This window comes from Haloactinopolyspora alba, assembly GCF_003014555.1.
Taxonomy (GTDB): domain Bacteria; phylum Actinomycetota; class Actinomycetes; order Jiangellales; family Jiangellaceae; genus Haloactinopolyspora; species Haloactinopolyspora alba.
Genome location: NZ_PYGE01000002.1, coordinates 295,335 through 316,505, shown reverse-complemented (window position 1 = coordinate 316,505; position 21,171 = coordinate 295,335). Strand labels below are relative to the sequence as shown.

Genomic DNA, 21,171 nt, shown 5'->3' with positions numbered 1-21,171 from the left:
GTCCCTCACGTCCACCAGTGAGGATGTCAGGTGGTGGCGGGCTGCTGCGCTCGCGCGTCGCCGATGTGCACCAGCGCCGTGGTGAGCGCGAGGGTCGGGTCGTTCCCACCGCCCTTGACGGCGAGGTCGGCGTCGGCCACCGCCCGGACCGCACGGGCCAGACCATCGGAGGACCAGCCGCGCAATTGGCCACGCAGGATGCGCACCTTCCACGGCGGCACGCCGAGGTCGCTCGCCACGTCGGCGTCGCGCTGGCCCCGCGGCACGCTCGACAGGCGGGCCAGCGACCGGAGCGCCGTCGCCAGTGCGCCGGTGATCAGGACCGGGTCGGTGCCGGTCTCCAGCGCCCACCGCAGCTGCTCGACCGCCTCGCCGGTCTTCCCCTCGACGGCGCGGTCGGCCACGACCCAGCCCTTGACCTCGGCGCGGCCTTCGAAGTAGGTGGCGATGACCGACTCCGACACGACGCCGTCCGCGGAGTCGCTGACCAGTTGGGCCGCGGCCGACGCCAGTGCGCGCAGCTCGCCGCCGACCGCGTCGACGAGTTGCCGCGCCGCGGGCTCGTCGATACGGCCGCCGGCCCGCCGCACCTCGGCCCGCACGAAGCCGACCTGGTCGTCCGGCCGGGTGATCCGCTCGGCGCCGACCTCGTGCACACCGGCCTTACGCAACGCCGTGAGGTGCTTCTTGCCCTTCACCCCGCCCGGGTGGACGAGAACGATGTGCACGTCCGGGGCGGGCGCCCGGACCTGTTCGACCAGAAGCTCGCCTACCGCGTCGGACACGTCCTGGACGTCGTTCACCACCAGCACTCGGCGGGTGGCGAACAGCGACGGGCTGACGTGTTCGGCCACGCCCCCCGCGGTGAGCTCCCCGCCCGTCGTGTGCGACACGTCGGCGTCCGGGTCGGCCGCACGGGCGGCCCGGACGACCGCGGCGACCGCCCGCTCGGCGAGCAGGCTCTCCGGACCGGCGACGAGAGTGACCGGTACCAGCGGGTCGGTGGACAGTGCGCTCATGTCAGCTCAGCATGGCATGCGGCACCGACAGCGTCCGTGCTCAATTCGGCATCCCCGGCATCCTGACCTCCGACACGTCGGCGGTCTTGGCATCAGGAGGTGTCTCGATCTCCACCGGATCACCCCACCCGTCATAGGTCAGCGTCGAGTTGACGGGTTCGCCTTGCGGCGACATCGACTCCGTCTCGACCTTCATCGGCAGGTCACGGCCGTCGACCCACATGCTGTACTTGACCGTCTCGACGCCCATGTCGACGGACGTCTGGATGAGCAGCTTGTCGGTGCCGTCTTCGACGACGTCGGCCAGCGTCTTCAGATCGACCTCGACGTCGTGCCGGACGGTCTCGGTGCCGTCGACACTCTCCGGCTCGGCCGCCACGATCCGTGCCGCCTTCTCGTAGTCGCCGAGTGTGCGCGTGGGGTCACTGGACTGGATCATCTGCCGTGCCATCAGCCGCAGGAAGGCCGCGACGCCCTTCTGTTCCTGTTCCGGGTCGATGCGGACCCACGGCTTACCCGGCACCATCTCCTGCGAGGAGTTCAGGTAGACCACCTCGTCCAGCAGGACGATGCCACCCTTCGCGCCGTCGGCGTACATCGCGAGATCCGTGTGGTCATCGCCGAAGCGCATCTGCCCGGACATGCCGTCGCCGCTGAGCACGTCGCCGGATCCGGTCAGCGTCAGCTGTGCGGTCTCGTACTCGGCGCTCGCGGCGCCGGTCGCCTCGACCAGCTCGGACACACTGCCGTACTCCGTCGGCGATCCGCTGGTCTCGGCCGACTCGTCGCCACACGCGGCGACCGACACGACCGTCAGCACACCGACCACGGCAAGCGTTCTACGCACCTGGATTCCTTTCGTTCCTGTGCCGATGGGTGGGATGTGCCCGAGATGTGCGGCGACCCGAACGGGTTACCTGCGGCCAGCGTATCGGCCGCGACCGGCCCCGGACCGGCGGACCACGTGATCCGCGGCGCACGATGCCCAGGCCGTCCGCGCCGGTGCGAACGACCGCGACGCTGCCGTCCTCGTCGGTCCGCAACGTCGACACGCCGGAGGCCCTCAGGCTGCGCAGCACGTGCCGCGACGGGTGCCCGTAGTCGTTCTCGCCCACGCTGATCAGAGCCACGTCCGCGCCGACACCGGTCAGCAGCGCTTCCTCCTGGTCCGCCGAGCCGTGATGGGCCACCTTGAGCACGTCCGTCGCGAGGTCCGGCTCGGCGCGAAGCAGCGCCCGCTGGGCGGGCGGTTCGAGGTCGCCGGTGAGCAGCAGTTCGACTCCGTCGACCGTCGCGTCGAGGACCACGCTGGCGTTGTTCGACGCCGAACCCGGCGCTGCGATCACCCGACGCGGCCACACCACCCGTATCGTCAACCGCTCGCCCACCCGTCGTCGTTCGCCCGCACGGGCCACGTCGACGGGCACGCCGGCGTCGTCGAGCCACGTACGGGCGACGGCGGCGTTGCCCGCCGGTTCCGCGAGAGGCGACACCAGGGCGCGGCCGACGTCGCGCCCGGCCAGCACGCCGGGGACGCCGCCGACGTGGTCGGCGTGGAAGTGGCTCAGCACGAGCAGCGGGACGTGCCGGATGTCCAGCGTGTCGAGGCAACGGCGGACCGGAGGTGGATCGCGTCCGGTGTCGACCACCACCGCCGTGTGCTCGGCGACCCGCAGCGCGAGCGCGTCGCCCTGCCCCACGTCGCAGGCCACCACCACCCAGTCCGGCGGCGGCCAGCCCGGTGTCGGTGCGGCCCGGAACAGGCCGAGCGCGAGAACGGCCGCCGCGACGAGCGACACCAGCGGTCGGCGCAGCACCAGCGGAGCCACCACGACGGCCACCCCCGCCAGCAGCAGTGCGGCCACCGTGCCGGCTGCTCCCCCCGGCCACCGGGTCGCGGCACCGGGCTGATCGGCGAACCAGCGCGCGACGGCGGCGATCCACCACGCCGGAACACCGGCCAGCCATCCGAAGACCGCCGCCACACCGGGCACGACCGGGCTCACGACGGCCGCCAGGAGACCCAGCACCGTCGCCGGAGCGACCACCGGCGCGACCAGCATGTTCGCCGGTAACGACGCGAGACTCAGCTCACCCGAGGCCGCCACGATCACCGGCGCGCACGCCACCTGCGCCGCCAGCGGGACAGCCACCGCCGCCGCCACCGACCGCGGCACCCAGCCCATGACGGCCTGCCATCGTGGCACCAGGAGCAGGATGCCGGCCGTCGCGCAGACCGAGAGGACGAACCCCACGCTGCGTGCGAGCCAAGGGTCGACCAGCACGAGGACGCAGACCGCCGCGGCAAGCGCCGAAAGGCCACGGCGCCGTCCGGCCACCATCAGCCCGACGACGGCGACGACGCCCATGGCCCCGGCCCTGAGCACGCTCGGGTCTGGACGCGCCAGCAGGACGAACGCGAGCACGCAGACCACCCCGGCCGCCGGGATGCCGTAGCCGCGCACACCCGCCCAGCGCGCCGCGCCGAGGACGACGACCAGCACGATCGTCACGTTCGTCCCGGAGACCGCGGTCAGATGGGACAGCCCGGTGGTGCGCATGTCGTCGCGCAGGTCGTCACTCAGCAGCGACTCGTCACCGACGACGAGGCCCGGCACCAGGCCTCGGGCGTCCTCGCCCACACCCGCGACGCTGCCGCGCAACCCGGCACGGAACGGCTCGGTGGCGCGGGCCACCAGGCCCGGGCCGCCCACCGTCCCCGGACCGGCCCGCGGACGCAGCACGGCCGCGACGTCGTCCGCCGGTCTTCGCGTCGGTTCCAGCCGTCCCCCGGCACGCACCCGCTGGCCCGGCAGCACCGACGCCCACGCGGCGTCACCGGCGACGACCAGTACCGGAGTGCGGACCCGATGGCTGCTGCCGCGCCCGGTGACCCGGTCGACACGGACGCGCACCACGACGTAGCCCGCGTCGTCGCCGGCCCAGCCGGGTGTCGCGGCCGCGTGCCGTCGCTGCGGGTCCTCGGCGACCACCCCCTCGACCTCCACGTAGGCACCGGCACCGGCGAGCTCGGCCACCGGCCCCGTCCGGACCGGCACCGCCCGGGCGGCTCCGACCGCGAACCCGGCGATCACGCACATCGCTGCCACGGCCACCGCGCGGCGCAGACCGTCGTCCCGAAGCCGAACCACGGCGAGCGCCGCGACCACCAGGACGGCCGCGCACCCGACCAGTCCTGCCCGCCACCACGACGACAGCGCCGCGAACGCGCCGAGCCACAACGCCGTGGCGGCCGGTACGAGACGCAGGTCGAGCGGGCGGCCTGCGCCCGGCAGCGCCGTCACACCGTCACCAGACCCTCGAGATCCGCGAGCCGCTGCTCACCGATACCGGACACCTCCAGTAGCTCCTCGACCATCGAGAACCCGCCGTTGTCGGCGCGCCAGTCGAGGATGCGCTGCGTCAATGCCGGGCCGATTCCGGGAAGTTCCTCGAGCTCGGCGGACGTCGCCGTGTTCAGGTCCACCGGGCTCGTCGGGCCGGCATCGGCACCGGAGCCGGCGTCTCCACTCGTCGAGCCGGCATCCGGCGGGGCCTCGGCTCCCAGCGGTGTGCCCGGAGGTGGCGTCGGCGTCACGACCACCTGTTCGCCGTCGGACAGGACGCGCGCGAGATTGATGGGGGTCAGGTCGGCGTCGTCGGTCGGTCCCCCGGCGGCCTTCACCGCGTCGACCACGCGTGCACCCGGCGGCAACTCGACGACGCCGGGGTCGGCGACCAGCCCGGCGACATGCACGACGATCGGCCCCGAGGGAGTCGCGTCGGAGGCACCCGCCGGTCCGTCCGGAGCCGCTTCGGCCGCGGGATGCCCCGCCGTGGCCGGCGCGTTCTCGGTCGGCTCCGCGGTGGGCGTCGCCGTGCCGGTCGACTCCACGGTCGCCTCGACCGGCACGACCTCCGGTCGACCCGACGTCAGCAGCAGCACCGCACCCACCACGCCGAGCACCACGACCACCGCGATCACCGCCACATGGCCGCGTTCCAGGCCCACGCGCAGCCGCGAGCGTCCATGCGCGTCCGCGTGCGCAGCAGTCCGGTCCGCGGCATTCGCGTCCGCACGGTCCTCCCTCGCGTCCGCATGGTCCGCGTCGTCCGGCCTGCCGCTCCAGCGCTCTGCCGCCGGCGGGAGCGGGGCGGACAACCGGGCGCGGACCGAGTCGGCCGCTCCGTCGACGATCGGGACGGCACCGACGACACGCGCCATCCTCGCCCGCACGAGTGCGGCGTCGTGGTGGTCGTCGGCGGCACGGCCGGAGCGGAGGAGTCGCATGCCTGAGCACGCTAGACACGGCCGATACCGGCCTCCACCGTCCGACGCCGAAATGTGGATGACGCTGCCGGCCGCGCCCTCGTTGTGGACACCGCCGAGCGACCGTGCATCACGAGGATCGTCCCCGCATCACCAGGCCTGTCAGGGTGGTGACGCATGGAATTCTATGCGGGACGTGATCATTCCCGGCGCAGGCCGGGCGTCAGCGAGGGCTGATCACGACGGCCAGCAGGCCCGGGCCGACATGTGCGCCGATCACGGCCCCGACCTCGCTCACCACGAGCTCCCCCAGCGAGGGCAGCCGATCCGCCAGTCTCCCGGCCAGATCCTGCGCACGCACGGCGTTGTCCAGGTGGTGCACCGCGACGTCCACTCGGCCGTTGCCTCCGTGTGCGCGCCCGGGCGCGACGTCGGCGAGATCGTGTCCCGACACCGCCCGGTCGACGGCCAGCTCGACCAGCCGGGCCTGTGCGCGTGAGGCGGTGCGGACCTTCTCGAGCGGCTCGATCCAGCCGTCGCGCAGATACAGCAGCGGTTTGATGGCCAGCGCCGATCCCACCATGGCGGACGCGGCGCCGACCCGCCCTCCGCGGCGCAGGTAGTCCAGCGTGTCGACGTAGAAGTACGCCGACGACCGGCCCGCCCGGTCCGAGGCCGCCGCCGCGACCTCGTCCGCGGTCAGCCCGCGATCCGCCGCGGCCGCCGCCGCCAGCACGGCGTATCCGAGCCCCATGCCCAGCGACCGGGAGTCGACCACGTGCACCGGCACCGGCGCGTCCCGCGCCGCGAGCCGGGCCGCGTCCGCCGTCCCGGACAGGCTCGCGGACAGGTGCACCGACACCACGCTTTCCGCGCCGCACGCCGCCGCCGACTCGTACACGTCGAGGAACGCCCGTGGGCTCGGCCGGGACGTGCTCACCGGCACGTGGCGGCGCAACGCGTCGGCGATCTGCCCGGCGGCGACCCGCCCGGCCGCGGTGCCGTCGACCGGCCCACGACTGGCACCGTCGCCGGACGGCTCACCAGCGGTGCGGTCAGAGGGCACGCCGTCGTCGAACGGCCGGCCGTCGACGATCACCTGCAGCGGCACCACCCGGACACCCCGGTCGGCGACGACATCCGGGGCGAGGTGCGCCGTCGAGTCGGTCACCACCGCGACCCGGCCACCCACGACGATCAGCCCGGAACGACGTTGACCAGCTTCGGCGCCCGGACGATCACCTTGCGGACACCCTGGCCGTCCAGGGCGCGCTGCACCGGCTCCGACGCCAGCGCCAGCTCGCGCAGCATGTCGTCGTCGGCGGACGGCGGCACCTGCAGGCGGTCACGGACCTTGCCGGCCACCTGCACCACACACGTCACCGTCTCGTCGACCAGCAGGGCCGGGTCGGCCACCGGGAACGGCTCGTAGGCCAGCGACCGGTCGTGGCCCAGCAGCGACCACATCTCCTCGGCGACGTGCGGTGCCACCGGCGCGACCATCAGCACCAGCGGCTCCGCGGCTTCGCGCGGCACGGTGTCCAGCTTGGTCAGGTGGTTGTTCAGCTCGATCATCCGGGCAACGGCGGTGTTGAACCGCATCGCGTCCATGTCGGCGCGCACGGCGTCGATGGTGCGGTGCAGGATCCGCCGCGTCTCGTCGCCGGCCGGCTCGTCGGACACGACCGTCGCGCCGGCTTCTTCGCTGATCACGTTGCGCCAGACCCGCTGCAGGAATCGGTGCGAGCCGATCACCGCGCGGGTCTCCCACGGACGCGACTGGTCCAGCGGGCCCATGGACATCTCGTACACCCGGAACGTGTCGGCGCCGAACTCGTCGTACATGTCGTCCGGCGTGACGATGTTCTTCAGGCTCTTGCCCATCTTGCCGTACTCGCGCGAGACCGGCTCGCCCTCGTAGCTGTAGCTCGTCGCCCCGTCGGTGACGGCCTCGGTGACCTGCTCGGCCGGGACGTACTGCCCGCGCCTGTCGGCGTAGGCGTAGGCCTGGATGTAGCCCTGGTTGAACAGCCGGTAGTACGGCTCGTCGCTGGACACGTGCCCCAGGTCGAACAGCACCTTGTGCCAGAACCGCGCGTACAGCAGGTGCAGCACCGCATGCTCGACGCCGCCGATGTACAGGTCGACGCCGCCCGGGTCCTGCGGGCCGCTGCCCCGCCGTTGCGGCTGCGGGCCCATCCAGTAGCGCTCGATCTCGGGGTCGACGACCTGTTCGTCGTTGGTCGGGTCCAGGTAGCGCAGGTGGTACCAGCACGACCCGGCCCAGTTCGGCATGGTGTTGGTGTCGCGCCGGTACCGCTTGGGACCGTCCCCCAGATCCAGCTCGACCTCGGCCCACTCCGGCGAGCGCGCCAGCGGCGACTCGGGCGTGGAATCTGCGTCGTCGGCGTCGTACGTCTTCGGCGCGTAGTCCGGCACCTCCGGCAGCAGCACCGGCAGCTGGTCGTCCGGCACGGCGATCGGCCCGGTCTCGTCGTGGACGATGGGGAACGGCTCGCCCCAGTAGCGTTGCCGGCTGAACAGCCAGTCGCGCAGCCGGTAGGTGGTCGTTCCGGTGCCGTGGCCGGCCTTCTCCAGCCACTCGACGATCGCGGCGATCGCGGCGTCCTTGTACAGGCCGTCCAGCGACACCTGGTCGTTCGACGAGTTGATGGCCGGGCCGTCGCCGGTGTACGCCTCGCCGTCGAACTCGTCCGGCGGCCGAACCGTCCGCACGATCGGCAGCTCGAACCGCTCGGCGAACTCCCAGTCACGCTCGTCCTGGCCGGGCACCGCCATGATCGCGCCGGTGCCGTAGCCCATCAGGACGTAGTCGGCGACGAAGACCGGGATGCGGTTGCCGTCAACCGGGTTCACCGCGAACGACCCGGTGAACACCCCCGTCTTGTCGCGACCCTCCGTTTGACGCTCGACGTCGGTCTTCGCGGCGGCCTGCGCACGGTACGCGGCGACGGCCTCCGCCGGCGTCGGGTGGCCGCCGGACCAGGCGTCGTTGGTCTCCTCCGGCCAGCTCGCCGCCGTCAGACCGTCGACCAGCGGATGCTCGGGCGCGACGACCATGAAAGTCGCGCCGAACAGGGTGTCCGGGCGGGTGGTGAAGACGTCCAGGTCGCCGGCGTCGGTCGCGAACCGCACCGTGGCGCCGGCCGAGCGGCCGATCCAGTTGCGCTGCATCGTCCGGACCTTCTCCGGCCAGTCGATGCGGTCCAGGTCGTCCACCAGCCGGTCCGCGTAGGCCGTGATGCGCATCATCCACTGCCGCAGGTTGCGCTGGAACACCGGGAAGTTGCCGCGTTCGCTGCGACCCTCGGCGGTGACCTCCTCGTTGGACAGCACCGTGCCCAGCCCGGGACACCAGTTCACCGGCGACTCCGAGACGTAGGCCAGCCGGTGTTCGTCGACGACGCGGCGGCGTTCGGACTCGTCCAGCTCGACCCAGGCACGGCCGCCCGGGACCGGTCGCTCGCCCGAGTCGAACTCCTTGACCAGCTCGTCGATGGGGCGGGCGCGGCCGCGTCCGCCGTCGGCCTCGGTGTCGTACCAGGAGTCGAAGATCTGCAGGAAGATCCACTGGGTCCAGCGGATGTAGCCCGGGTCGGTGGTCGCGAACGAGCGCCGGTCGTCGTGCGCCAGGCCCAGCCGCCGCAGCTGCCGGCGCATGTTCACGATGTTCTCTTCGGTGGTCTTGCGCGGGTGCTGCCCCGTCTGGACCGCGTACTGCTCCGCCGGCAGCCCGAACGCGTCGTAGGACAGCGCGTGCAGGACGTTGTCGCCGCACATGCGCTTGAACCGCCCCAGCACGTCGGTCGCGATGTAGCCCAGCGGATGCCCGACGTGCAGCCCCTTGCCCGACGGGTAAGGGAACATGTCCATCAGGAAGAACTTGTCGCTGGGCACGTCCGCGTCCGGATCCGCCAGCTCGCCCTCGGGGTTGGGCGTATTGAACGTGCCCTGCGTCTCCCAGTGGTCCTGCCAGCGCTGCTCGATGCGGCTCGCCAGCTCGCTGGTGTAGCGGAAGGGCGCCCCGTCGTCGCCGGTCGCCGTGGTGCCGGTCTGCGTCTGCCTCATCGCCGGTCGTCTCCCGTTGCTTGTCATCGTGTTTCGTCCGGGGCCCAGAACGTGAAAAGACCCCTCACCGCAGGAGGGGTCAGCCGCGCCGACGTGACGCCGGAATCTGGCGTCCGCTACCAGTCAGCGCGGCCCGGTAAGAAGCAGCAGGCCTCGCATGGGACACAGAATAGCGCACATCCGCGGATCGGCGTGGCGACCATCGGTCATCACCAGGCGTATGCACGCGTCACCAGGCCTGCAAGGGTGGTGACGCAGGGAATTCCATGCGGGACGTGATCATTCACCGAACCCGTCAGAAGACGAGGTACCAGCGGTCCCAGAACTCGACCGTGATCAGGATCGCCAGGATGGCGTACCAGACGAACGTGATCAGCCCGCGGCTCTCGACGATGCCGCGCCGCAGCCCCCGTGGCGCGCGGATGTGGCCCTCGGACAGGTTGTAGCCGGTGGTGTAGACGAAGATCGGGATGGTCACCGTCCACACGACCATGCAGTACGGGCACAGCGCGCCGATGTAGTACACGCTCTGCACGAACAGCCAGGTGATGAACGTCGCGCCGAGCAGGGCGCCCGTGTTGAGCCCCAGCCAGAACCACCGCGGCAGCCGCGCCCCGGCCAGCGCCGCGACCCCGGCGGTCACGACGATCGGGAAGGCGGCCACACCGATGATCGGGTTGGAGAAGCCGAACAGCTCGCCCTGCCAGCTCTCCATCACCTGCCCGCAGCTGACCACCGGGTTGAAGCTGCACGAGGGGGTGTAGCCGGGGTCCTCGAGCAGCATGATGCGCTCGATGACGAGGATGGCCGACGAAACCATGCCGACGGCGCCGCCGATGGCCAGCAGCCATCCGAGCACCGTCGCCGAAGCGCGCCGCTCGGGCAGCACGACTTCGTCGTCATCGATGTGTTCTGTCTCCTGCACGGACATGGCTCACCCGAATGTTCGTAGGACTCTCCCGACGCAGGCTCCAACGTACGTCACGCGCGTGCGGTGCCGGAAACGGATCCCGGCTGCGCAGCACCGGTGCCCCGGTATGTCAGGATCGACGGGATGCCCGGCGCTGATCGACCTCCGCACGCCCGGGCGGCGACTGCCGTGTGCTTCGTCGCGGCGGCGGTACTCGTCATCCTCACCGTGGGCGCCGGACCGGCCGAAGTCGTCGTCCCCAGCTGGCTGGCCGGGACGGAGGACGGCCCGAGCGCGAGAACCCCGGAGGCGCCGCCCACGTTCGGCGACCTGCCGGAGACGCTGCCCGACGAGCCTGCCGAGCAGGCCTCCGAGCCACTGCGGATCCCCTGGCAGGTCGCACTGGTGGCGGTGCTGCTGCTCGCGGCGCTGGCCGCCTACCTCGTGCTACGCCGGTGGCCCGCCCGGCGACGCAGGCGCACCGGTCCGGCGGTCGTCGGCGGACACGTCGACGAGCCCCTCGACGTCGCGCGAGAGCTGCGCGACGGCGTCCGTGCCGCCGGGTCGGCGCTGGACCGGCCGGACACCTCGCGCACGGGAGCGCAGGCCGTCGTCGACGCCTGGCTCGCCCTCGAGCGCGCCGCCGCCGGCGCCGACACCGCCCGCGCGCCGGCCCAGACACCCAGCGAGTTCACCGCCGCGCTGCTGCGGCGTCACCATGCGGACGAGGAGTCGACCACCACCCTGCTCGCCCTCTACCACCGCGCCCGGTTCTCGCCGAACCCCGGCATCACCGACGACGACGTCGCCGCGGCACGGCAGGCGCTGCGGACCATGGTGGACACCATCGCCCCCGAACAGGCGGCGCGGGCAGGACACGTCGGGCGGGTCGACTCGGTGGATCCGGCGTGACGGCCCTCTCGGGCTGGCGCGACGCCCTCACCCGGACCATGCCCGGCAGGGTCGCCCTCGCCGGGGTCGGCACCGGCGCCCTGTGCTGGTTCGTCGGCGTCCAGGGGCTGCGGCCGGTGCTCATCGGGCTGTGCGCGGCCGCGGTCGCCGTCACCGTGGCGCTGCTGCCGCCGGGTGTGCACGGGCGCTGGCCGGACCAGCCGCGGCCGGTCCGTGGTGGCGGCTCCAGCCAGGCATGGCGCCTGGAGAACAGGCTGCGCACGATGTGGTCGCCGGTCGGCGGCCCGGACCCGGCCCTGCAGTTCCGGCTGCGCCGCCTCGCCGCGGCCCGGCTCGCCAGGCACGGCATCGCCTGGGACAGCCCCCACGCCGGCGACGCGCTCGGCGACGACGTGCACGCCGCGCTGTCCGCGGAGCGCTTCCACCCCGACATCCGCGACATCGAGCGGATCGTCGCGGCGATCGAGGCCATCGACCAGCAACCGTCCGGAGGAACACCGACATGACGTCCCCGCCATCCACTGTCGAGACGGCCGCGCCACCCGTCGACGAGATCGCCCGCGTCGGCCGGTCGGTCCTCGACGGCGTCGGCACCGCGGTCGTCGGGCTCGACCGGACGCTGCGTCTCGCGCTCGCCACGATCCTGGCCGGCGGGCACGTCCTGTTCGAGGACGTCCCCGGCCTCGGCAAGACGCTCGCGGCGCGCAGCCTGGCCGCTGCCCTCGGCCTGGAGTTCCGCCGGCTGCAGTGCACGCCGGACCTGCTGCCCGGCGACGTCACCGGCTCGTTCGTGTGGGACCCCGGCAACCGCGAGTTCTCGTTCCGGTCCGGCCCCGTCTTCGCCGGGCTGCTGCTGGCCGACGAGATCAACCGCACCCCGCCGAAGACGCAGTCGGCGCTGCTGGAGGCGATGGCCGAGCGCCAGACGACGGTCGAGGGCCAGACGTTCGCGCTGCCGCGCCCGTTCCACGTGCTGGCGACCTCCAACCCGGTGGAGTACGAGGGCACGTACCCGTTGCCGGAGGCCCAGCTCGACCGGTTCATGCTGCGGGTGTCGGCCGGCTACCTCGACCCGGCGAACGAGGCCGAGGTCCTCACCCGCCGCATCGCGCGCCGGCAGGAGCAGGCCGACGTCGATCCGGTCGTCGACGCGGACAGCGTCCGCGCGCTACAGGCCGGGGTCGAAGCCGTCGACACCGACCCGTCCATCGTCAGCTACTGCGTCGATCTCACCGCCGCCACTCGCGAGCACCGCGCCGTCGACGTGGGCGCGTCGCCGCGCGGCTCGCTGGCGCTGCTGCTGGCGTCGCGTGCCGTCGCGGTGCTCGACGGGCGCGACTACGTCGTCCCCGAGGACGTCAAGGAGGTCGGGGTGGCGGCGCTGGCGCACCGGCTGACGCTGACCGCGGAGGCGTGGACGATGCAGGTGCGCACGGCGGACATCGTCGCCGAGATCCTGGACCGGGTTCCGGGGCCGTCGACACGATGACCGGTACGGACGAGCCGCGGTGGCGTGCGACGCCGGCGCTGGCGCGGTCGGTGCTGCTACCGGCCGTGCTCGGCGCGGTCGGGCTGGCGTTCGGCCGCGTCGAGCTGGTGCTGCTCGGCGTTCCGCTGATCCTGGGCACGGCACTCGCGATCGGCGCGCGCACGACGCCGGCCGGGCCGGTCCCCCGGGTCCGCGCGTTCGGACCACGGGTCATGGACGTCGGCCGCGCCGCCGCCGTCGCCGTGCAGGTGGAGCCGTCCGACGCGCAGCTCGTCACGACCGTGCTGGCCCGTCCCGAGCCGGGCGCGAAGGGTGAGCGGGTCACGGTCGCCGCCCCGTCCACGCAGCCCCGGCAGATCGTCACCGAGTCGTCGGCGGCGACCTGGGGGACACAGCTGCTGGCCCGCCCCGACCATCTCGCCGTCGCCGACGACGCGCTGTTCACCGCCGGCCCGGTGGCGGGCCTCCCGTACAGCGCACAGGTCCTGCCCGCTGTCGCGACGGCGCTGCCCACCGGCCCGCTGCCCGCCCGCCCGGCAGGCATGGTCGGCGCGCACCCGACGCTGCGCCACGGCGAGGGCACCGAGCTGCACGACGTGGCGCCGTTCAGGCCGGGCGACCGGCTGCGGCGCATCGACTGGCGGGTCACCGCCCGGCAGGCCGGGCCTCGCGAGGAGCTGTTCACCCGCCGGACCCAGGTCGATGCGGACGCGGACGTGGTGTGCTGCCTGGACAACCGCTACGACCTGCCGGCCGACGTGGCCACGTGGGCCGAGTCGGTCGAGGTCGATCCGGACCGGCCGCCGCCGCGCAGCAGCATCGACGTCGCGGTCGACACCGTCGCGTCCGTCGCCGCCGCCTACATCGCCCACGGCGACCGGGTCGGCGTGCTCGACCTGACCCGGCCGATGGACATGGCGCGGCTGGGCAGCGGCAGCCGGCACCTGCTGCGGCTGCGGACCTCGCTGGCGCGGCACACGCACCGGCCGGGCAGCGCCGACTCGTCGTCGCTGCCGCGTCGCCTGCCTCCGCTGCCGCAGAGCGCCATCGTCGTTCTGACGTCGGTTTTCATGGACGACTCGGTCAGCAATCTGGCGATCTCGTGGCGCCGCGCCGGGCACCCGGTCCTGGCCGTGGACGTGTTGCCGCCGCCGATCGTCGACCACAGCGACCACACGACGGCGATCGCGGAGCGGATCGTGCTGACCGAGCGCGCCGAGCGGCTACGGAGCCTGGCCACGCACGGCGTGCTGGTCACGCAGGCCGACCCGGCCGCGCTCTCGCTGAACCTGGCGCGACTGCGGCAGCTCGCGGGACGGGGGCGACGATGACGGCCGGCGACGTCACGACGGGCGCAGCGGGCACACCGGGCACGGTGGGCGCGTCCGCGCCGTCGTGGGTGCTGCGGGTGGCGCTGGCACTGGTCTGCGCCGGCACGGTCGCCGCGACGGCCGCGTGGACGTCGGCGTCGCCGGCCGCGCTCGTCGTGCTGGGCGCGCTGGCGCTCGGCACCGCGATCGCGCCGGGGACGCACCTGCCGACGGCGTTGCTCACCTGCTGTGCGCTGGCGGTGCTCGTCGACGCCGACGGCGTCACCTGGTGGACGGCCCTGCTGGTCCTGGGCGTGCACGCGGTGCACGTGCTCGCCGCCTTGGCGGCCGTCGTGCCGTGGTCCGCGTCGGTCGAGCGGGTGGCGCTGCGGCCGTCGTTCGAGCGCTTCGTCATGGTGCAGGCCGGCGCTCAGCTGCTGGTGTTGCTCGCTTGGCTGGTCAGCCCCACCTGACACGGCGGTTGCTCCCGCTCCCGTTTGGAGACTCCACGACCCGATCCGTGGGTGGTGATCGCGCGGCCGGCGGCGCACGGTGTGGAGCTGGTGTCGCTGTGGCGACACGAGGTTCACACCGTGGCGTGCCCCAGAGGGCTGCCGCGGCCACCAGGCCCACGCCGCTGCCCCTTCGCCGCTGAGCGCCGCGCAACGACCGATCACCCGCCGACGGATCAGGTCGGAGCCCTCGGACAAACGGGCGCGGTGGAACGCGCCGGCGGGCCGCCGGGGCTGGTCAGGTCAGGCATGACGGCGGCAGCGGGAACCACCGCAGCGCCTCGAACTCGGGCGACAACCCCGTCGGGCCGGTCGCGACCTCGTCGGGCAGCGCCGCCAGCACGGCCCGCGCCTCGGCCAGGTGCTCGACCAGGGCCTGCTCACCGAGCCGTTCACGCCGGCGCCCGCGCGGCAGTGTCCCCGGGTCGTCGGCACTGATGTCGGCGGCGCTGAGCCCGGTCAGCCGCATCGGTGGGACGGACGGACCACGACGGTGCCGCCACAGCGCGGTGTGCGGGTCGAAGACGTACTCGGGCAGCAGCCGGTGCCCCTCGTGCGCGATCAACTCCACCGCGTCGACCAGGTAGTCGCGGACGGTGTCGGAGACGAAGTAGTTGAAGTTGACCCGGGTCCAGCCGGGCTTGATGCCTTCGCAGCCGACGTGAACGACGTCGCGGAAGGCGTCCGACTGCGCCGGGCCCACGGACAGCAGGCGATGCCCGTACGGGCCCGCGCACGAGCACCCGCCCCGCGCCTGGACACCGAACAGGTCGTTGAGCAGCGCGACGACGAAGTTGTGGTGCAGGAACTGGCTGCTGCCGAACCGGATCCGGAACGAGACGATGGACAGTCGCGGCACGTCGTGATCGCCCAGCACGTCGATGCCCGGCACCTGCTCCCACCTGCGCACGGCGTGCCGCCACAGCCGTTCCTCGTGCCGCTGGATGAGATCGGTGCCGACGGCGTCCTTGAGGCCGAAGACCAGGCCGGCGCGGATCGACTCGACGATGGCCGGTGTTCCGCCTTCCTCCCGTGCCACCGGGTCGGTCAGGTAACGGTGCTCCCGCGGGCTGACGAACTCCACCGTGCCGCCGCCGGGCACGGTCGGCACCGGATTGGTGACCAGCGCCCGGTCGACGACCAGCACACCCGGGGTCTGCGGGCCGCCGACGAACTTGTGCGGCGACAGGAACACGGCGTCCTTGTGGTCGCCTGCGCCGGGCGCGCTGGGCGCCATCCGGATCGGCACGTAGGGCCCCGCCGCGGCGTAGTCCCAGAACGACAGCGCGCCGTGCCGATGCAGCACCGTCGCGACGCGGTCGACGTCGGTGAGCACCCCGGTGACGTTCGAGGCGGCCGAGAAGCTGCCGATACGCAGCGGCCGGTCGGCGTAGCGCTCCAGCAGATCCTCGAGCTGGGCCACGTCGACGTGACCGTCGCCGTCCGCGCCGACCGTGACCACCTCGGCGACGGTCTCGCGCCACGGCAGCTCGTTCGAGTGGTGCTCGTACGGGCCGACGAACACGACCGGGGTCGCGGTCGGCTCCGCGTGCACGCCGCGACCCGCCGCCGCGCCCGCCGCTGGTCGTAGGCCGAGGATGCCGACCAGCTTGTTCACCGCGGCGGTGGCCCCGGAGCCGGTGAAGATGACCAGGTGGTCGTCGGTGCCGCCCACCGAGTCGTGGACGGCCCGGCGCGCGTCCTCGCGCAGCAGTGTCGTCTGCAAGCCCGTCCCGGAGCTCTCGGTGTGCGTGTTCGCGTACAGCGGCAGCACCTGCTCGCGGATGTAGTCCTCGACGAAGTCGAGCGACCGGCCGGACGCGGTGTAGTCGGCGTATGTGACGCGGCGCGCGCCGAACGGGCCGTGCAGCACCTCGCCCTCGCCGATGATCCCCGCCCGGATCCGTTCCAGCAGTGTCGTGCCGACATCGTGTTCCGTCGCGGGGATGGCCGACGCGTTCACGTGCTCGCCCCCTTCACCGGCACCCGGCGTGCGCAGGCAGCGCTCGTGGCTCCAGCATGCACCCGGAACGTCCGCGGCGGCAGCCTCCGCGCGGCCGGAAATCCGCGGCGCCCGGACGGCATCGGCTCGGGTCACACGTTCAAGCCCGGCAAAAAGTAATTTTCGCAACGAGACGGTAGCTGCTGCGTGAATATTTCCCTACGCTTTGTCGACACGCGATGGTCTGCGACGAAGGGAGTTCCATGTCGGACACCGAAGGCAGCCCAGACCGAGAACGCCGGCTTCTCCCGCTCATCGGCGGCGCGCACGGCGGACGCAGCGCCATGACGTGCAAGTACCGCTGCGACGACGCGTGCTTCCACGACGCCCCGAACACCAGCGACAACGAGTACTTCGGCGACGTCGTCCGCGGCGGCATCTCCCGGCGCGGACTGCTGCGCACCGGCGCTGCCGCGGTCGCCGTCGCCGGTTCGGGGACGGCGCTGGGCACCGGCGCCGCAGCCGCGCACGCACCGTCCCACGGCCCGAAGCCGCCTGCGCTGACCGGGCTGGAACCACCCGAGTACGGCCGCCCGGTCACGTTCACCGCCGTCGGCGGCAACGACCTGGACAACGTCATCGTCCCGAACGGCTACGACTGGTCGGTCACCATCGCCTGGGGCGAGCCCGTCGAGCGGGACGCACCACCGTTCGACTTCGACAACCAGAGCGCCGCGGCCCAGCGGGGCCAGTTCGGGTACAACGCCGACTTCGTCGCCGTGCTCCCGCTCGGGCGACGTTTCGACCGGGCACTGCTGTGGGTCAACCACGAGTACACCAACGAGAACCTGATGTTCCACGGGTGGTCGGGAGCCGAGTCGGCCACCGTCGAGCAGTTGCGGATCTCGATGGCCGCGCACGGCGGCTCCATCGTCGAGATCGAACGTGTCGGCGACACCGGCGAGTGGCGCCGCGTCGACCGTCCGCGCAGGTACAACCGCCGCATCCACGCCGGCACGGCTTTCACCGTCGACGGGCCGGCGGCCGGAAGCGCGCTGCTGCGCACGGCCGCGGACCCGGACGGCACGAGCGTCCGGGGGATGCTGAACAACTGTGCCGGCGGCGTCACCCCGTGGGGCACGATCCTGACCGGTGAGGAGAACTTCCACCAGTACTTCGGCGCCACCGCCGACGTCACCGACCCCACGACGGCTGAACGCTACGAGCGCTACGGCATCCGCACCACCGCCGGGACCAGCCGTGCGTGGGAGCGCGCGGACCAGCGCTTCGACGTCGCGGCCGAGCCGAACGAGCCGAACCGGTTCGGCTGGGTCGTCGAGGTCGACCCCTACGACCCGGACTCCACCCCGCGCAAGCACTCCGCGCTGGGCCGGGTCAAGCACGAGGGCGCCACCACCGCGGTGACGGCGGACGGCCGGGTCGCCGTCTACATGGGTGACGACGAGGCCTTCGAGTACGTCTACAAGTTCGTCTCGCGGGAGAAGTACCGCGAGGGCACCAGCAGGCGCGACCGCCAGCACAACATGCGGCTGCTCGAGAACGGTGATCTCTACGTCGCGAAGTTCACCGGCGACAGCCCCGAGTTCCCGGACAGCCCGCCGGCCGACGACCTGTTCGACGGCAGCGGCCAGTGGCTGCCGCTGGTGGTGAACGGCGAGAGCATGGTCGACGGGATGACCGTCGACGAGGTCCTGGTGTTCACCCGGGCCGCCGCCGACCAGGCCGGCGCCACCATGATGGACCGGCCCGAGGACGTCGAGCCGCACCCGGTCACCGGCACCGTGTACATGGCGCTGACCAAGAACGCCGACCGCACGGCCGGCCAGGTCGACGAGGCCAACCCGCGCGCGGGGAACAAGTGGGGGCATGTCATCGCGCTCGACGAGTCCCGTGGCGATGCCGCCGCCAAGACGTTCACCTGGCACATCGCGCTGCTGGCCGGCGACCCGGAGGATCCCGACACGTACTACGGCGGCTTCGACAAGTCCCAGGTCAGCCACATCGCCACCCCCGACAACGTCGCCTTCGACCCCGCCGGACGGGTGTGGCTGGCCACCGACGGCATGCCGGGCGCCGCCGGATTCAACGACGGCATGTTCGTGATGCCCGTCGAGGGCGACGACGCCGGCCACATCCGCCGATTCACGTCGGTGCCCGTCGGCGCCGAATGCTGCGGCCCGTTCGTCACCCCTGATGGTCGTACCGCGCTGATGGCGATCCAGCATCCTGGCGAGGTCGACGGCGCCACCACCGAGAACCGCGCCTCGACGTTCCCGTACGGCAACCAGCCGCGCCCGGCGGTCGTGACGGTGTGGCGGTCCGCTCCGCACGGTGGTCCGTACATCGGCGACTGACTCACCGCCACGTGATCGTCAGGCGTCCACCATCGCTCCGGCGGTCGTGGATCCCTGACGATCACCGGGCAGCGAAGGCTGCCCTAACTCATATGTCCTTTACCTGCTGTTCGTCCCGGCGTGGTGGCCCCGGTCGGCTCCGACTCCCTAGTTTCCATGTCAAACGTGTCGGAAACCGAAGGGACACCCATGTCCGAGATCGAAGGCGGCGAAGGCCGCCGGCGTCGGCTGCTACCGCTGCTCACCAGCGGCCACGGCGGACGCAGCGCCATGACGTGCAAGTACCGCTGTGGCGACGCGTGCTCCCACCCCGCACCGAACGCCAGCGACAACGAGTACTTCGGCGACATGGTCAGCACGGCGATGTCCCGCCGCGGTCTGCTGCGCACCGGTGCGGCCGCCGCGGTCGTCGTCGGCGCCGGCTCCACGTCCGCGCTGACGACGGCCGCACCGGCGGCCGCGCGCCCCTCCGGGCCGAAGCCGCCGTCGCAGTTGCGCCCGACGCCCCCGGAGTACGGGCGTCCCGTCGGCTTCACCCCGGTCGGCGACAACGGCCTGGACAGCGTCGTCGTCCCGAACGGCTACGACTGGTCGGTCACCATCGCCTGGGGCGACCCGGTCGAGGACGGCGCGCCGGAGTTCGACTTCGACAACCAGAGCGTCGACGCGCAGCTGCGGCAGTTCGGATACAACGCCGACTTCGTCGCCGTGCTGCCGCTGGACCGGAACTTCGACCGCGCCGTGCTGTGGGTCAACCACGAGTACACCAACGACGAGCTCATGTTCCGCGGCTGGCCCGGGCCCGAGGCCGCGGATCCGGAGCTGCTGCGGATCTCGATGGCCGCGCACGGCGGCTCCGTCGTCGAGCTCGAGCGCGTCGGCGACACCGGCGAGTGGAAGCCCGCGACGCGGGGGCGACGCCGGTACAACCGGCGGGTGCACACCAACACCGAGTTCCGGCTCACCGGAGCGGCCGCCGGCAGTGAGCACGTCCGCACCGGCGCCGACCCCGACGGGACGACCGTGCTGGGCACGCTGAACAACTGCGCCGGCGGCGTCACTCCCTGGGGCACGATCCTGTCCGGCGAGGAGAACTTCCACCAGTACTTCGGCGCCACCGCCGACGTCACCGACTCCGCCACCGTCGAGCGGTACAACCGGTACGGCATCCGCACCTCCGCGGGCACCGGCCGCGGCTGGGAGCGCGCGGACGAGCGTTTCGACGTCGCGAACGAGCCGAACGAGCCGAACAGGTTCGGCTGGGTGGTCGAGGTCGACCCGTACGACCCGGACTCCACACCGCGCAAGCACACCGCGCTGGGCCGGTTCAAGCACGAGGGCGCGAACGTCAACATCGCCGCCGACGGGCGCGCCGTCGCGTACATGGGCGACGACGAACGGTTCGACTACGTCTACAAGTTCGTCTCGCGGAAGAAGTACCGCGACGGCAACTCCAAGCGGGACCGCGAGCACAACATGACGCTGCTCGAGGACGGCGACCTGTACGTCGCGAAGTTCACCGGCAACAGCCCCGAGTTCCCGGGCAACCCGCCCGCCGACGGCCTGTTCGACGGCACCGGCGAGTGGCTGCCGCTGGTGAAGGACGGCGAGAGCATGGTCGACGGCATGACCGTCGACGAGGTCCTGGTGTTCACCCGGCTGGCCGCCGACAAGCTCGGCCCGACCAAGATGGACCGGCCCGAGGACGTCGAGCCGCACCCGGTCACCGGCACCGTGTACATCGCGCTCACGAACAACAACCGGCGCACCCCGGGCCAGATCGACGAGCCCAACCCGCGTCCGGACAACAAGTTCGGCCACGTCATGGGCATCGACGAGGACGGCGCCGATGCCGCGGCTACCTCGTTCACATGGCACATCGTGCTGCTGGCCGGCGACCCGGAGAACCCGGACACCTACTACGGCGGCTTCGACAAGTCGCAGGTCAGCCAGATCTCCTGCCCGGACAACGTCGCCTTCGACCCCGCCGGGCGGCTGTGGCTGGCCACCGACGGCATGAGCGGCTCGCTCGGCCCCAACGACGGCATGTTCGTCATGCCGGTCGAGGGCGAGGACACCGGCCACCTGCGCCGGTTCCTGTCGGTGCCGGTGGGCGCGGAGTGCTGCGGCCCGTTCATCACCCCCGACGGGCGCACCGCACTGATGGCCGTACAGCACCCCGGTGACGGCGACGGTGCCTCCCCGGACTCGCCGCTGTCCACGTTCCCGTACGGCGGCCAGCCGCGCCCGTCCGTCGTGACGGTGTGGCGCACGGTGCCGGACGAGGACGGCTACATCGGCGACTGACCGCCACCGATCCGCGTGATCGTCAGGGATCCACCA

At 72.4% G+C, this 21,171-nt stretch carries 15 protein-coding genes; 7 read left to right on the top strand and 8 right to left on the bottom strand.

Annotated elements, in window-relative coordinates; genetic code table 11:
* Positions 1-26: 26 nt before the first annotated feature.
* From holA to CLV30_RS04075, 7 genes are all read right to left on the bottom strand, one after another.
* Entirely contained in the window at positions 27-1,019 is a 993-nt protein-coding gene (holA, locus tag CLV30_RS04105) for a DNA polymerase III subunit delta (RefSeq protein WP_106535896.1), read from the bottom strand.
* 40 nt (positions 1,020-1,059) lie between these two features.
* Entirely contained in the window at positions 1,060-1,866 is an 807-nt protein-coding gene (locus tag CLV30_RS04100) for an SCO4651 family lipoprotein (protein ID WP_129710840.1), read from the bottom strand.
* Positions 1,859-4,324, bottom strand: coding sequence for a ComEC/Rec2 family competence protein (locus CLV30_RS04095; RefSeq protein ID WP_106535894.1), 2,466 nt, complete (start codon positions 4,322-4,324; stop codon positions 1,859-1,861). Before CLV30_RS04095 ends, CLV30_RS04100 begins: the two co-directional genes overlap by 8 nt.
* The gene (locus CLV30_RS04090; RefSeq protein ID WP_205740437.1) at positions 4,321-5,310 is read right to left on the bottom strand and encodes a ComEA family DNA-binding protein; all 990 of its coding nucleotides are present in this window, start codon (positions 5,308-5,310) and stop codon (positions 4,321-4,323) included. Before CLV30_RS04090 ends, CLV30_RS04095 begins: the two co-directional genes overlap by 4 nt.
* Positions 5,311-5,512: 202 nt before the next feature.
* Positions 5,513-6,481 (bottom strand): DegV family protein, encoded by a 969-nt coding sequence (locus CLV30_RS04085; protein ID WP_106535893.1) that lies wholly within the window; start codon positions 6,479-6,481, stop codon positions 5,513-5,515.
* A 5-nt stretch (positions 6,482-6,486) separates the two neighbouring features.
* A complete protein-coding gene (gene leuS / locus CLV30_RS04080) occupies positions 6,487-9,378 on the bottom strand; it encodes a leucine--tRNA ligase (protein WP_106535892.1) in 2,892 nt (963 codons plus the stop codon).
* A gap of 295 nt (positions 9,379-9,673) precedes the next feature.
* Positions 9,674-10,285, bottom strand: coding sequence for a vitamin K epoxide reductase family protein (locus tag CLV30_RS04075; protein ID WP_420841955.1), 612 nt, complete (start codon positions 10,283-10,285; stop codon positions 9,674-9,676).
* Between the two features lie 147 nt (positions 10,286-10,432).
* On the opposite strand from CLV30_RS04075, the gene CLV30_RS04070 reads away from it, so the two are divergent.
* Genes CLV30_RS04070 through CLV30_RS04050 form a run of 5 tightly spaced genes read left to right on the top strand, consistent with a single transcriptional unit; the run spans position 10,433 to position 14,472 of the window.
* Positions 10,433-11,200 carry a DUF4129 domain-containing protein gene (locus tag CLV30_RS04070; protein WP_106535890.1) on the top strand — a complete coding sequence of 256 codons (768 nt, stop codon included), beginning with the start codon at positions 10,433-10,435 and terminating at the stop codon, positions 11,198-11,200.
* Positions 11,197-11,706, top strand: a complete 510-nt coding sequence (locus tag CLV30_RS04065; RefSeq protein WP_106535889.1) for a hypothetical protein — start codon at positions 11,197-11,199, stop codon at positions 11,704-11,706. The genes CLV30_RS04070 and CLV30_RS04065 overlap by 4 nt, the downstream gene beginning before the upstream one ends.
* Positions 11,703-12,689: an AAA family ATPase gene (locus CLV30_RS04060; RefSeq protein WP_106535888.1), complete on the top strand. Its 987-nt coding sequence runs from the start codon at positions 11,703-11,705 to the stop codon at positions 12,687-12,689. The genes CLV30_RS04065 and CLV30_RS04060 overlap by 4 nt, the downstream gene beginning before the upstream one ends.
* The gene (locus CLV30_RS04055; protein WP_106535887.1) at positions 12,686-14,020 is read left to right on the top strand and encodes a DUF58 domain-containing protein; all 1,335 of its coding nucleotides are present in this window, start codon (positions 12,686-12,688) and stop codon (positions 14,018-14,020) included. The genes CLV30_RS04060 and CLV30_RS04055 overlap by 4 nt, the downstream gene beginning before the upstream one ends.
* The gene (locus CLV30_RS04050; protein ID WP_106535886.1) at positions 14,017-14,472 is read left to right on the top strand and encodes a hypothetical protein; all 456 of its coding nucleotides are present in this window, start codon (positions 14,017-14,019) and stop codon (positions 14,470-14,472) included. Before CLV30_RS04055 ends, CLV30_RS04050 begins: the two co-directional genes overlap by 4 nt.
* Positions 14,473-14,749: 277 nt before the next feature.
* On the opposite strand, the gene CLV30_RS04045 is transcribed toward CLV30_RS04050, so the two are convergent.
* Positions 14,750-16,474 (bottom strand): aminotransferase class V-fold PLP-dependent enzyme, encoded by a 1,725-nt coding sequence (locus CLV30_RS04045; protein WP_420841956.1) that lies wholly within the window; start codon positions 16,472-16,474, stop codon positions 14,750-14,752.
* A 242-nt stretch (positions 16,475-16,716) separates the two neighbouring features.
* Here CLV30_RS04045 and CLV30_RS04040 point away from each other — a divergent pair, with 242 nt between their 5' ends.
* Both CLV30_RS04040 and CLV30_RS04035 read left to right on the top strand, forming a co-directional pair.
* Positions 16,717-18,828, top strand: coding sequence for a PhoX family protein (locus tag CLV30_RS04040; RefSeq protein WP_106535885.1), 2,112 nt, complete (start codon positions 16,717-16,719; stop codon positions 18,826-18,828).
* A gap of 189 nt (positions 18,829-19,017) precedes the next feature.
* Positions 19,018-21,135 carry a PhoX family protein gene (locus tag CLV30_RS04035; protein ID WP_106535884.1) on the top strand — a complete coding sequence of 706 codons (2,118 nt, stop codon included), beginning with the start codon at positions 19,018-19,020 and terminating at the stop codon, positions 21,133-21,135.
* The last annotated feature ends 36 nt before the right edge of the window (positions 21,136-21,171 follow it).